This window comes from Paenibacillus sp. SAFN-054 (assembly GCF_051966755.1).
In the GTDB taxonomy this organism is placed as follows: Bacteria; Bacillota; Bacilli; order Paenibacillales; family Paenibacillaceae; genus Paenibacillus_AQ.
In genome coordinates this window covers 952,273-965,770 of sequence record NZ_JBQCKS010000001.1, presented here as the reverse complement: position 1 = coordinate 965,770, position 13,498 = coordinate 952,273, and the positions used below count along the sequence as shown (strand labels likewise).

Here is a 13,498-nt window from a genome sequence, read left to right as displayed (position 1 = left end):
CTATGAACAAGCCTCTTATGGCTTCAAAATGACTTTAATGCAATGGTCCGTTTTCGTATCGAAAACCTCATATCCCCGTTTCGCGTCAGAAAGCGGAATCACATGCGTGATGATATCTCCCGGGTCGACCTTCCCTGTTGTAATCAGCTCATACATGTATGGCATGTAGTGGATGACGGGTGCTTGCCCGGATCGGATGTTGACATTGCGCTGCATGATGTCTCCAAGAGGAAATCCGTTATACCGGCCGCCGTATACACCCGTAATCTGGATCGTGCCTCCCTTACGCACCGCCTGGGATGCAATCACGAGAGCGCTCAGCGTTCCTCCTTGAAGCTTCATTCCGCTGGCGAGGAATTCCAGATCGCTCATTTTGCCGTCCATTCCGACCGCATCGATGACTACATCGGCTCCGCCCTTCGTCATCTCTTTAAGAAGATTGCCCACGTTAGGTTCCTGCTCGAAATTAACGGTTTCAACATGGTTGGTACGCTTGGCATGCTGAAGACGATAATCGACATAATCGACAGCAATGACCCGGCTTGCCCCCTTGAGCCAGCAAAACTTTTGTGCGAGCAGTCCCACCGGGCCACATCCCAAAACGATCACTGTGTCCCCTTTTTTAACACCTGCATTATCGACGCTCCAGAACGCGGTCGTCATGGCATCCGCTATCAGGCACAGACTTTCGTCCGTGTTCTCGTTATTCTCGGGAATCTTGAAGTGCGTGAAGTTCGCAAAGGGTACACGCAGATACTCCGCTTGTCCGCCCGCATATCCACCCGTCGTGCCTGAATAACCGAAAAAGGCTCCCATATCGCCGTTCTGATTCGAATTGTCGCATTGGCTTTCCAATTGATTCTTACAGTAAAAGCATTCGCCGCAGGCGATGTTGAAAGGGATGATGACCCGATCGCCTTTCTTCAGCTTCGTGACTTCCGGGCCTACTTCCTCGACGATCCCCATCGGTTCATGACCGATAACATAATCTTCCTGCAGGTTGGGTATCATTCCATGCAGCAAGTGCAGATCGGAGCCGCAAATGGCGGTACTCGTCAAGCGGATGATCATGTCGTCCGGTTTTTCGATTTTGGGGTCCGGTACATCCTTGACGACGATATTCTTGATCCCTTGGTATGTTACGGCCTTCATCATGCTTGATGTCCCCCAATATGTTCATCTGGCGTCCGGTCGAACATTCCCTTCCGGGAAGTATCATCAGGAAATAAGTTCAGGTTAGCAATCATAGCCGTGTTTTTAGCAGATAATTGATCCAGCTGATATTGCTCATCCAGCTCATACGGATGAAACCACTTTTTGCGTATCATCAGCTCCGTAATTTCCTGGTGCAAGGCAATCCCTTGCTTCAGCTGTGCCCGCAGCAGCACCCGCGCATCATGGGAAACCGTTTCGGTGAGCGCGATCGCCGTATTCCGTACGCCCTCCTTGGCACGAATCAAAAAATCCATTGCAAAAGTCATGTCCGCCATCTCTGGCATATTAAGCGAGTTAATCGGATCCAAATAATCATGATTCATCGTTGTTCACCTTCAATTAGTTTAGGATTGGCGTAGGCTTGTTTGGAGGAACGGGAGCATGAAAAGGCGCACGGCCATAAATAGCCTGCAGGTCTGCGATAGCCTGCGTGTTCTGTTCAACGTCTTTTTGCATTAAAGCTTTCAATTCCTGATCAAAGACGATTCCCTGCATCAGCTTGGACTTGGCCAAACAAAGCGTCTTGAAGTTCAGCGCTTCGTGTAATTCCAGCGATTCATGAGGTGCAAGAGGATGTGGTTTCACGGGAAATATTCCCTCCTTCCCTAATGAGAGTGTGCAGCGATAGTATCTCCTGACTCCCTTGGCTTCATACGGCATATTACCGTAGCCATGTCTGTTCACGAATACAGCAAAAAAGCCACGCTGCCGCGTGGCTCCTTCAAGTGAGACATATGTGATGAATGGTCTAAGCTTGCCGCAATGCAAAAATGTGGGTTCGCATCATTGAAGCTACCCGGATCGATCATGACAACCCGGTATCGGCATCTTTTCGCGGAAAAGGCATATCAAGCGCTGACGAGACCTCCATCATTTTAAGAATAAGGGACGCCTTTGAGTTCACCTGAATCTTCATGTTGATTCTGGACAGATGTGATTTAACAGTATTCGGGCTGATGCCGAGCTTCCTTCCGATCTCATAGCAGCTATAATCTTTGATCCAGTATTGCATGATTTCCGTTTCCCGTTCGGTTAATTTAAACTGTTTAATGCTTATCAGCATGTTCTTATCCATCGTCATGATTCCCACTTCTTTCAAGAATTTCCGTTCGAAAGCCGACTTTATTCACCATTGTTTTTGCTGATCTCATGAATAACAGGCTTAAGCTTCAATCAGCTTAAGCCTGTTGTGAAACGTAACGATACCTTGGGGTTAAGTGTCAGTAGCCGTACACTTCCGCTTCGACATAATGGTTTTTATCATTGACCGTGTTTCCGCTGCTATAGAATCTGACATACCTTGCATAGACCGGATCGAACGCGATGCTCTTCCCTTCGGATGTCTCTGCATACTCGCTGTCCGTTCCGGCACCCCTTCCGGTGCTGTTATTCTGGTCGTTGTTGAACACAGTTGTCACACCCGAAGTAAACAGAGGATCATTCGAGACCTGTACAATGACGTCATGATAAGCTCTGGAATCACCGTAATAATGCCATAGCTTGATGCTGCTTAGACCATACATGGCGCCCAAATCCAACTGCACCCATTGCGTTCCGCCATTTGGCGTGCTGTCCATATAACTGCCGGTTTGAATGTTTCCGTCCGTAAGCCGGGAGCCGTTCGTGAAAGAAGCCGAAGTGCTCGGTTGTTTGCCCGCAGCTTTGTTGACAGGCCCCTTATTCAGCGATCCGAACACCTTAAAGTCCCGAATGTGAACCCCGTGATTCGCTGAATTATACAGCATGTTGACCCTTAAATACCGGGCTGAAATGCCAACGCTATAAGAATCTCCAGCGGCGGAAGCCACATTATTATTCATCTTGGAGGCGACTTCAACCCAGTGTGTTCCGTCAACGCTTGCTTGAAGATTGTAATGGTAGTATCTGGATCCGTCGTCATAATTCCGTAATTGTATATTGTGAATGTCATACACGGCTTGAAGGTCAACCTGCCACCAACTAGGGTAGTCTCCACCGTCCCAGAAGCTCGTTGGATTCGCATCATTGGCTGCGGAAGCAGAGTAACCGGTAGCCGTAAACTGGGCAGTTGAAGGCTTGTTCAAAGCAATGTTCTCGTTCGGCACCCCATGATCCGTGTTGCTGCCCGCCGCGTTAATGGTAACGTTCACAATGCCGTTATGCATAATCGATAACGTATAGGTTTGCGTGGAAGCATTCCAGTTTTCCGTATAGGTGTAGGCGGTGTATCCGTTGTAGCCTTCGATGGCAATCGAAGGTTTGCTGCCTCCGTTATGTCCGGCGACCTCGATGACGGTCGTTCTCACGTCAGTCTCGTCCGGTGCGACCTGATAGACCGTTTTAACCCAATTTTGAAAGTCGGCGTTGCTCCAATTCCCCTGTGACCATATTGCATCTTTCTTCACGTTATAATTCCCGACATGAAAGCTTAATGAGTTTTCTTGTTCGCTGACAACCGCATAAGTATTGGGCGGCATCGTCATTTTCACTGCATTGACGGTGTTTACCTTGGGATAAACAACGACGTCCTGAACCCGATTGGTGTTTTCGAGGTTGTTCTGGACCAACCATTTGCTGTTCATAAAATTTTGGGCGGTTGCTTCCCCTTGAGAATTCATCGGATACAGGGCGTTAAAGTAAGTCAGCTTATGAGCCTCTGTTGGAAACAGCGCCTTATACTGGCTTGTGTTCAGTACATTCGGAAAATGGCTTCTTTCCGCTGCGTTCGTGCCTCCGACCAATAAAGGAACGATATAATATCTCCCGGAAGTCCGGAGCCAATCCCTGTTGGTCCCGTCGGCATACAGATTGGAATAGTAGTTATCGTTGATTTGATTGTTATCGCTGACCCACGCCACCTTGATTTTAGACCTGACCTCCTCGCGAGTCGGGATCAGGTGCTGATGGATGATTTCGCGCATGGTTGGAACGATTTCTTTTTCGAAGCTGGGCGTCGTCTCGCCGTCATGGAAGCTCGTGTACGTGTAATGTTCGAAATTGGCGAATACCGTAGCACCAGCGAGAGCGGACTGCAGCATAACTTCGGATAATTGAGCCTCAGGGTAGGTTGTCAGAGCCTTGTAACCGTTCGCTCCCCGGGGTCCGGGCTCAGGCGCAAACAGCTTCCCTCTTCCGGTCTCCCACCAGGTCCAGGTGTCCGGATTGACCCCCCAATTGCCTGACAAGCCGCTGGTCCATAGCCCGTTTGCGATCGCTTCCGTTTCGTGGAATCTCGAGTTCGTCGTTTGCTTGGCGATCGGAATGTAATTGTCGGGATGCGCCCTCATGGCAGAGAGCATGGCGGGTGAGGAGTGCGCAGACAGCATGCCGTTTCCGCCATTAGTATACTCCACGTTGAAGACGTAACCTCCATACTGAGCGGAAAGGTTAACCATGTCCGCAACCGTGGCATATTTGGTGCCGTATAACTCCGCAAACAAAGGCCCGATGAATGAGGCATGGTTCTGGTAAAGGCTTTCCACAAAGGCCTTATCGATCGAAGACCCTGTCCAACCGTTCCCGATCTGCGCATTCGCCTTCACGCCCAGCTGGTCGCAAAGAGTAAGCTGCTCATTAATCCAGGCACGTGCGTTGCTGTCGGTAATTGGTTCATAGTAGAGGCTTAACACGACATATGGTTTCAAATCATCGGGAACAGAATTGTAAATGTTTTGAACGGTGGATTGAGGCTGGTTATTTGCAACCGTGAGCATGAACATGGGGTTAGAATCGGATACCGGCCTGCGGAGCGAAGCGGGATCTGCCGATGCGGCAGGTGTCAGAGGCAAGGCGAAGATAAGCATCAGGAATGCCATGAACCATCTTGTTTTTGTGCGCATATATGATCCTCCCTTATTCGTATTTTTCGTTCGTTTTTTTCGCTTTTGGGTCACCGGTGCCCATGCATGAGTCCACCTCTCTTCTTGTTAGGAGTCCTGCGAGATGAAGCGCTTACAAGCCTTTCATTACCGAAGTGCAACAGACCTCGGTTAACCTCAATGTACAAAAAAATCCATCGAATAGAAATGCAGAAATCTGACTCATTGGTTTATACATTTATGACTTTCCGTGCAGCATCAACCGCTTGATATAAAAAAAGGTGCGCATAAGCGCACCTTTCCAAGTTATTGCGGCGTGGATCTATAATACCTTTTCCAGGAAGCTGATCGTACGCTCGTGCTTCGGACTGCCGAACACATCCTCCGGCCTGCCTTCTTCGACGATGTAACCGCCATCCATGAAGATAACACGGTCAGCTACTTCCCGGGCAAAACCCATTTCATGCGTGACGATAACCATCGTCATCCCCTCGCGCGCCAAGTCGTTCATAACGCCGAGCACTTCGCCGACCATCTCCGGATCCAGCGCCGAAGTAGGCTCATCGAACAGCATGATGTCCGGATTCATGGCCAGAGCCCGGGCGATGGCTACGCGCTGCTTTTGCCCGCCCGACAGCTGGCTTGGAAAGGCTTGGGCTTTATCCGACAACCCAACCTGCTCCAGCAAACGCAGCGCCGTTTCGCGGGCCTGTGCTTCGGTCTGCTTGCCGAGTTCCATCGGAGCGAACATAATATTTTTCAGTACATTGAAATGAGGAAAAAGGTTAAAGTGCTGAAATACCATGCCGATGTTTTCGCGTACCTTGTTAATGTTCGTTTTCGGATTGTTGATGTCCTGGTCATCGACCACCACATGGCCGGCTGTAATTTCCTCCAGACGATTCAGACAGCGCAGAAATGTGCTTTTGCCGGAGCCGGACGGGCCGATGACGCATACAACCTCGCCTTCCTTCACTTGCATATCGATACCCTTCAGTACCTCATTGGAACCGAAGCTTTTTTTAAGTCCTTCAACCCAGATTTTACCCATGACGCACCTTCCTTTCAAGGCGATTCGATATTTTAGTCAGAATGGTGATGACGATCAGATACATGATGGCAACCATGAGCCAGATATCAAACGAGGAGAATGTTCTCGCGATAATGATTTTCCCCGATTGCGTCAGCTCGACCAAACCGATGGCCGACAGGATGGATGTATCCTTCAGCGTAATGACAAGCTGATTGATGAAAGACGGAATCATGATGCGAATTGCCTGCGGTATGATAATCTTCAGCATCGATTTCCGGTAAGGCAATCCGAGAGATCTTGCAGCCTCCATCTGACCGCGGTCAATCGATTCAATCCCCCCGCGGATGATCTCAGTGACGTAAGCTCCAGCGTTCAGACTCAGCGTCAGCACCGCTGCGACGAACAGCGGCATTTTGAAGCCAAACGCCTGCGGAATGCCAAAATAGATAAAGAACGCGAGTACAATCAGCGGAATGCCGCGGAACAGGTCCACGAATACGGTTGCGATGGCGCGCAGCCACTTATTGCGTCCCACTTTCATAAAACCAAAGATCAGTCCTAGGATAAAAGCGAAAAACAAGGACACGATTGTATAAACCAGCGTTTTGCCCAGACCTTTAAGGAGCGGCGGAAATGACTGCTTGATTAGCTCGGCACGGCTTAAAGGTTTCGAATTTTCATTTGAAATGTAATTATCCTTAATCTTTTGCAGTTCGCCATTCGCTTTCAGGTTGGCCAAGCCAGCATTGAATTTTTGAAGCAGTTCCTGATTCTGCCCTTTGTTCACAGCGAATCCGTAGGAAGCTCCTTTCGTCGGCTCGGTCACCTGTTTCAATCCCTTATCCTGCTTCATGACATAGCCGAGCACGGGGTAATCGTCAAAGCATGCGGCGGAATTTCCTGCCTTCACGTCTTCGTACATCTGTGAAGAATCATCGAAGGGAACGATGGTAAAACCGTATTTGGATGCCATCGACTCCGCAAAGCTATAACCCTCGGTACCTGTTTTTACGGCTACCTTTTTCCCTTTTAAGTCCTCGTAGCCTTGGATGTCGGTATTATCTGCCTTAACAGCCATGAGTACGCCGGAATCAAAATACGGATCCGAGAAATCGAATTTTTGCTTGCGCTCATCCGTGATACTCATGCCGGCAATAACGCCGTCCACCTGACGCGATTCTAACGCCTGAACGGCAGCGTTGAAGCCGAGAGGCTTGATTTCATACTTAAAGTTTTGGTCTTTCGCAATCGCTGCGAGTATATCCATGTCGATACCTACAAATTTGCCGTCCACATCCTGGAATTCAAAGGGAGCAAACGTAATATCCGTTCCGATTTGATACGTTTTTCCCGTGGATGGCGCTGCTCCAGCAGGCTCCGTCACATAGGGAATCCCCGTTATGAGAAGCAGAAAAGATAGGGTGAGTAATAATGCTCGTACGGTTTTCATAGGGTCCTCCTCTTGTTAAACAACGTCTTAAGAAAGTTACCCATTTAACAATCTTTCTTAAACAGCTGCTGCCTGTTTGGGCTGTAATGGCATGAATCAAAATTTTTGCTATACCGAAAATTTATATCATACAATTAGATCGATTACTATTAGAAATATATTACAAACAAGCCCGGCTTACATATAAAGCATTTTCAATTTCACGGACATTCATGCTAGAAAAAGAAAGCCAGTACGGAACTACCCGCACTGACTGTAAATTGAATATATACGTTCTTAGCCGGTCTCCGATCATAGCCCCACTTAATCTCAGGCTTCGCGTCCAAAGACTTCAATTTGGGCCAATGCGGGAAATGGGGACGGATCATCCGATTTTATGAGCTCTTTCAGCGTAACCCACTCCACCTTGCGCGGTTCCAAATCGATGACTTGCTGCAGATGAGTTTTCGTCAGTTCGGCGGTGTATGTAGTTCCATCAGAAAAGACGAGCGTTGCCCGTTCCCAATAATTATCATGGGGAAAGTCAGCCCGGATTGTCAGCGCAATCTTGTCAATCTCCACAACTCTTCCAAAGTTGACCGTCATTTCAGCATCTTCCTTCTGATTAATCCCCCAGGATTCGAATGGCCATTTGCCATGGGAGAAATTGATGCTGTTCCCATTGATCGCATTTCGAGCGGCAAATACGGATTCACCGCGGGTTTCAACGTTCGCGAAGGCATGGGGAAAACAAGTTTTGTTCTCATGCTGATCGTACACATTCAGGGCCACGTTCTTATATCCTTCGGTTTCATGTTGGGCAGCCAATCGGGCTGTAAGCGCATGCAATTCACCGCTGAAGGATTTAGGCGAGTAGGATTTCTTCTTCTCGTCAAAAGGAATGACGAAACGGTATTCGTGGCCGTTCAAATAAACAAAGGCCGGCCCCATGGCATCATCAAGCTGAATCACCATAAATACGCCGGCATCCTCGCTTCTCAAAACGATTTCGTCTCCCGGCAAGTAGGCTTGCCGATAAACGAGAAGGGCCTGTCCCTTATCCGAGCTTGCTGCCAGCACCGTCCTATCCGAGTTACGAATTTCCAAATCAATTCGGGTCATTCTGCATTCTCCTCATCCGGTTTATTTTAGACCATCTCCCTAAATCATTCGATGTGCATCCGAGTTATCCTGCCAAATTGCGACATTCTGTCGTTCCCCGTTTATACAAAACGAGAGCCAATGAACGAATTCAATAGCTCTCGCATGACGTGAATCATATGATTATTTGGCTTGGATATAGCCTTCAGCTTTCAGCAGCTCGGCGATCAGCACGGCACCGCCTGCCGCGCCGCGCAGCGTGTTATGAGACAATCCGACGAATTTAAAATCGTATATGGAATCCTGACGAAGTCTTCCGACGGAAACGCCCATGCCGCGCTCAATGTCGCGATCCAGCTTGGTCTGCGGTCTGTTGTCTTCTTCAAAGTACGTAATAAACTGCTTCGGCGCGCTTGGCAGGTTCAGCTCCTGCGGACGTCCTTGGAACTTCAGCCAGCGATCCAGAATTTCTTCTTTCGAAGGTGTCTTCTCGAAGGAAGCAAAGACGGTGGCCAAATGTCCATCCGTTACCGGAACCCGGATGCACTGCGTCGTAATTACGGGAGAGCTTGCTTTGACAATCTCGCCGTTCTCCACGCTGCCCCAAATGCGAAGCGGTTCCTGCTCGCTCTTCTCTTCCTCGCCTCCGATATACGGAATCACGTTGTCGAGCATATCCGGCCAATCCGTGAAGTTTTTGCCTGCGCCGGAGATCGCCTGGTACGTCGAGGCGACCACTTGGGTAGGTTTGAAATCAAGCAGCGCATGCAAAGCCGGTACGTAGCTCTGAATCGAGCAGTTCGGCTTGACCGCGATGAAGCCGGTTGAGGTACCGAGCCGCTTTCTTTGCGCTGCAATGACATCGATGTGCCCCGGATTGATTTCCGGAATAACCATCGGCACGTCAGGCGTCCAGCGATGCGCTGAATTGTTGGAGATAACGGGCGTACCGGTTTTAGCATAAGCCTCTTCCAAGGCCTGAATTTCATTCTTCTTCATATCGACTGCGCAAAAAATAAAATCGACATCACCGGCAACCTCTTCAACTTTGGAGGCGTCCTGAACGACGATATGCTTTACTTGTTCGGGAATGGGACCAGACATCTTCCATCTTCCCTGAACGGATTCCTCATACGTTTTGCCTGCAGAACTGCTGCTCGCCGCGATAGCTGTCACTTCAAACCAGGGATGCTCATCCAGCAATTGAACAAAGCGCTGACCGACCATTCCTGTTCCTCCGACAATACCAACTTTAAGTTTTTCTGACATTAGACATTCATTTCCTTTCGATCGTGGCATCATGTTTCCTGCATTTGCTGTCATCCGCTGCACGGATCAGGCTTATGCAAACCCTCTTTTTAATATCATACTTCAATCATCCGGTTCGGTGTACCATTATCATGAGTGTTTGTTATTTCCATGAAAACAACAAAAAAATCCCATCCCCAAGACCGCAGTCTCAGGGACGAGATTTGTCTACTCGTGGTACCACCCCAGGATTCGCCGATATGTCGCCATATCAGCCTCTTCGAGTACGGCATCATCATGCATATACTCTAGCTCTGTAACAGGAGCTCCTGGCACAACATCCCTCTGTTTCCGAGGTTCCGATGTGCTGCTCTGAGGCTTTATTCAATAAACGGCTCTTTGCTCCTTTTCAGCTGCCGGAGCTCTCTGTGAAAGAATTCATTTATCTACTCTTCTCGTCATCGCATTTGATTATTACGTTTATAATATATAAAAAACATTCGGAGGTAAACCCTTTTTTTGAGGACCCGTGCTCCGGCTTAAGATGGCGGCATTGAGTTAACGGGACACAGACCGAACGAAGGTTTCGCCCTTCTGGTATTAGCGGGATCTGTAAAGCTCCGTTTCCTCATTTTTCTGCAGCTCGAACTCCAGCAGTGAACCTTGCATGATGATTTCCCGGCCATCCGCCAGCTTCCGGATCACTGCATTTTCTCCCCAAGGATTTCGGATGCTGCATATCCCTCCGAGGACAGAACGGATATGAACGAAGGGAATCGTACCGGACTGAATGGCAGACGTGACAACAAAACCTCCTTGGCACCATAAGGATATTTCCGCGTCCCAATCCTCCGGACAAGCACCAAAAACCGTAATTACCGGCGTCTTTCCAGGGCCAGGTGGCTGACTTTGGCAGAGTGCTGCCTGAAGCGCCGAAGCTGCATTGCCCAACCGCTGGATGCTGATACAGTTGATTCCTTCCCGGACGGTAAGCCTATTCTCAAAAAAGGGAACGCGCCCGGTATCATCGAAATAGCAGTATTCCCGTTCTGCGTTTACACACTCCAGCTGCGCAAGTACTACCTGCTTGAAAGGCTCGGCCAATCCCATATGGGCAAGGACGCGGGCGGCACTCGACATTTCGGAGGCTGCCTTACTCCAGTCCCCGTCAAGCAGCTTCTCCTGGTAGCGGATCGTAGCTAACGTCGTTTCGTACAAATCCCTATCGCCGTATGCCGTCTCCATTGTGCTCAAGCTGCCGAATGCACCTGGCTTTAAGCTGATGCCGCTCCTGCCGTCCAATACGGGGCCCAGCGCGCCCACCCACACGGGAGGTTCGTTCTCTCGGGTCTTCAACACTGCGCCAGGGTGATCGCTGCGTGGGAGCGGTGCGAGGTGATCATACAGCTCCTGCCACGCCGATCGTAAATCTTCGTCTACACCCAAAATAGCCGATGCCTTCAGCGCAATTGGAAAGATCGTATGCATACCGGCCATGGAATCCATGGTATCTATACCGTCGTAATACTTCTCATCGCTCGTTGTATGATAGATATGAACCATTCCGTCCTCATCTTGTCGGACGTTAGGAAAGTGGCGAAAAAACTCGGCTACGCCTTTCAGGATCGGGTATGCCCGTTCGCGCAGCCATGCCTCGTCCTTCGTATATTCGTAGTACAACCAGAAATGATAAGCGATGCCGACCTGGGAAGCGAACATGTGCGTGGTGAAACCAAAAGGACCGTAGCCCCGTTCGACATACGTCAATTGCCCATCCTCGTAGCGCTCGGTATACTTCCAGTTCCAGCGGCTCTCATGCGGTCGTTTCGACTGCGCAAAATTCCGAAACCGATCGGACATCTGGTCCCACGGCTTACGCGCTAGATACAGCTCTCTCATTTCCGAAGCGATATCGCCTGGAAGTGCATCCATGCCATCGAAAGACACGACCTCGGGGATATAAATGCCTTGGCTTCCCCACTGCTGACGGGCTGCCAATGCGCAGGAATCGTACATGGATGAGTACATGTCGAAATAAGGATGCAGCAATTCAACATGTCCGGTTGGCAGGACTGCGTTATAATACAAGCTCATGTTGTTCCACCAATGCATGGCTCCCCAGTGCCTAAGATCTCCGCGCGGACTAAGCAGCATGCCGCCAAAGTTCGGCGGGAATGCCCCTCCTCTTGAATTTGACGCCATCAAATATAAGTAATATGTGTAGTGACGTTCCACAAATTCGGCGCTCTTATCTTCACTGCTTAATCTGATATAGGATTTCTCCCAGAATGCATTCCACCATGACTTGTGATTCTGAAGCACCTTTTCGAAACCGGTCTTGGCCGCTTGCTGAACCTGGCGGATAGCTGCCTCCACAACATCTTCCTGTTCATTAAAACTGGAGGCGCTCCCAATGAAAACGTCGAATTCTCCCTGACCCGGCTTCACGCATAAACGCAGCTCTGTTTCGGTCGGCTGGCCGATGACCCGGGTTTTTCTATACTCCCCGACGGGTTGTCTGCCCCCAAATTCATCGTTCATCCTTGCCATAGACTCGCGCCCGGATATCCCGATGGCAACGGCCGATCCGCAGTAATAGTTCCCCTCCCGGAACTCCTGCTTCAAAACGATGATACCGTCATAACTTAACAGGCTGGAGATAGCCAAATGATTCTTCGTTACGACCTCCGCGGGTCTCATCATCTTCAATTTGACATTAACCGTTTGGGGATCTTTCCTTTCGTCCCGCACCCTAATGGCGAATACGTCCTCGTTAGCAGAGGCAAATGCTTGTGTACAGATGCCGGAACCTGAAACTTCCGCTATTGCGTCAAAAAGGCTTAAATGCTGCCGGATGCTGCCATCGAGGAAAACATCATCACCAAAGTCGACAAAATCGATATCGACAAACCCGCATGCATAGCCATAATCCAGATGCCTTTGATTGAAGCTGTTCGTATCTCTGCCGTTTGCATAGACATCCACCCGATTGATCTGAAATTTCAAGGCGGAGGGCGAAGTCCACAGCAGGCTACCCATTCTGCCGTTTCCCAGCGGCAGGCCGCCTTCGCTTCGTTTGACCGTGTGCTCATAGTGCAAATCTCCCTGAGAGACCAGCTTGGCATAATCGATCTTCGAATCAACGAACCTTTTATTCACGGATGCTCACACTCCCAGCGTTCATGTTTGGAAAAGCGCTTACATCCCTTATAATAACGGAGCCGTACGCTTCAACTGTATGATTATATTATGGTCAGGCTGGGATTTGTTACGAACGAATGGTTATGCAGAATAAGGCTTAGCAATCTTGTCAGAAAGCAAAAAAGCTCATGATATGTGAGAGTACTCGGAAAGCAAAATCAAATAACTGTACTCCTACCCCTGTTATATGTCCGATCAGTCTGCCAAAGGCCAGGTAAGAAAAATAGACGATGAACAAAATGAGGATGATGTTTAAAAGCATGTTTTGTTTCTTTTCCATAAAAAATCGCTCCCTTTATTTCATGGGTTTCCTGCAGATTGTCAAATTGAAAGTATACTCACAGTATATAAAGAATCGGCTTCATCTCCTATTTGTCAGGCTTACACGAACCTTACAGTTTTGTAAGCTGCTTTCCCGGCTCAATTTCACGTGTATAAAAAAGGATCACCCCGCAAGGATGATGGCGGAGTGAT

The 13,498-nt window shown here is 49.1% G+C and carries 10 protein-coding genes and 1 other annotated feature; all 10 genes read right to left on the bottom strand.

Annotated features, from left to right (window positions below; translation table 11 throughout):
• Positions 1-15: 15 nt before the first annotated feature.
• The 10 genes from ACTHPM_RS04565 to ACTHPM_RS04520 all read right to left on the bottom strand — a co-directional run bounded on the left by ACTHPM_RS04565 (position 16) and on the right by ACTHPM_RS04520 (position 12,982).
• Positions 16-1,152: a zinc-dependent alcohol dehydrogenase gene (locus ACTHPM_RS04565; RefSeq protein ID WP_440395352.1), complete on the bottom strand. Its 1,137-nt coding sequence runs from the start codon at positions 1,150-1,152 to the stop codon at positions 16-18.
• On the bottom strand, positions 1,152-1,538 hold the full coding sequence (locus ACTHPM_RS04560) for a spore coat protein (RefSeq protein ID WP_440393990.1): 387 nt from the start codon (positions 1,536-1,538) through the stop codon (positions 1,152-1,154). Before ACTHPM_RS04560 ends, ACTHPM_RS04565 begins: the two co-directional genes overlap by 1 nt.
• A 16-nt stretch (positions 1,539-1,554) precedes the next feature.
• A complete protein-coding gene (locus tag ACTHPM_RS04555) occupies positions 1,555-1,800 on the bottom strand; it encodes a spore gernimation protein GerQ (RefSeq protein ID WP_440393989.1) in 246 nt (81 codons plus the stop codon).
• Positions 1,801-2,020: 220 nt separating this feature from the next.
• Positions 2,021-2,278 (bottom strand): helix-turn-helix transcriptional regulator, encoded by a 258-nt coding sequence (locus ACTHPM_RS04550; protein ID WP_440421443.1) that lies wholly within the window; start codon positions 2,276-2,278, stop codon positions 2,021-2,023.
• Positions 2,279-2,435: 157 nt separating this feature from the next.
• Entirely contained in the window at positions 2,436-5,033 is a 2,598-nt protein-coding gene (locus tag ACTHPM_RS04545; RefSeq protein WP_440393987.1) for a glycoside hydrolase family 98 domain-containing protein, read from the bottom strand.
• 301 nt (positions 5,034-5,334) lie between these two features.
• Positions 5,335-6,063 carry an amino acid ABC transporter ATP-binding protein gene (locus tag ACTHPM_RS04540; RefSeq protein ID WP_440393986.1) on the bottom strand — a complete coding sequence of 243 codons (729 nt, stop codon included), beginning with the start codon at positions 6,061-6,063 and terminating at the stop codon, positions 5,335-5,337.
• Positions 6,056-7,495 carry an amino acid ABC transporter substrate-binding protein/permease gene (locus ACTHPM_RS04535; RefSeq protein ID WP_440393984.1) on the bottom strand — a complete coding sequence of 480 codons (1,440 nt, stop codon included), beginning with the start codon at positions 7,493-7,495 and terminating at the stop codon, positions 6,056-6,058. The genes ACTHPM_RS04540 and ACTHPM_RS04535 overlap by 8 nt, the downstream gene beginning before the upstream one ends.
• Positions 7,496-7,804: 309 nt before the next feature.
• Positions 7,805-8,596 carry a carbohydrate-binding protein gene (locus ACTHPM_RS04530; protein WP_440393983.1) on the bottom strand — a complete coding sequence of 264 codons (792 nt, stop codon included), beginning with the start codon at positions 8,594-8,596 and terminating at the stop codon, positions 7,805-7,807.
• A 162-nt stretch (positions 8,597-8,758) separates the two neighbouring features.
• The gene (gene asd / locus ACTHPM_RS04525; RefSeq protein ID WP_440393982.1) at positions 8,759-9,844 is read right to left on the bottom strand and encodes an aspartate-semialdehyde dehydrogenase; all 1,086 of its coding nucleotides are present in this window, start codon (positions 9,842-9,844) and stop codon (positions 8,759-8,761) included.
• A gap of 189 nt (positions 9,845-10,033) precedes the next feature.
• Positions 10,034-10,294: a binding site (T-box leader), on the bottom strand.
• A gap of 129 nt (positions 10,295-10,423) precedes the next feature.
• On the bottom strand, positions 10,424-12,982 hold the full coding sequence (locus ACTHPM_RS04520; protein ID WP_440393981.1) for a glycosyl hydrolase family 95 catalytic domain-containing protein: 2,559 nt from the start codon (positions 12,980-12,982) through the stop codon (positions 10,424-10,426).
• Between the last annotated feature and the right edge of the window lie 516 nt (positions 12,983-13,498).

Bases quoted from the DNA above. Each gene is read 5' to 3' on its own strand.
- ACTHPM_RS04545 (WP_440393987.1), bottom strand. From the start codon at position 5,033: ATGCGCACAAAAACAAGATGGTTCATGGCATTCCTGATGCTTATCTTC.
- ACTHPM_RS04530 (WP_440393983.1), bottom strand. From the start codon at position 8,596: ATGACCCGAATTGATTTGGAAATTCGTAACTCGGATAGGACGGTGCTG.
- ACTHPM_RS04550 (WP_440421443.1), bottom strand. From the start codon at position 2,278: ATGCTGATAAGCATTAAACAGTTTAAATTAACCGAACGGGAAACGGAA.
- asd (WP_440393982.1), bottom strand. From the start codon at position 9,844: ATGTCAGAAAAACTTAAAGTTGGTATTGTCGGAGGAACAGGAATGGTC.
- ACTHPM_RS04535 (WP_440393984.1), bottom strand. From the start codon at position 7,495: ATGAAAACCGTACGAGCATTATTACTCACCCTATCTTTTCTGCTTCTC.
- ACTHPM_RS04565 (WP_440395352.1), bottom strand. From the start codon at position 1,152: ATGAAGGCCGTAACATACCAAGGGATCAAGAATATCGTCGTCAAGGAT.
- ACTHPM_RS04540 (WP_440393986.1), bottom strand. From the start codon at position 6,063: ATGGGTAAAATCTGGGTTGAAGGACTTAAAAAAAGCTTCGGTTCCAAT.
- ACTHPM_RS04560 (WP_440393990.1), bottom strand. From the start codon at position 1,538: ATGAATCATGATTATTTGGATCCGATTAACTCGCTTAATATGCCAGAG.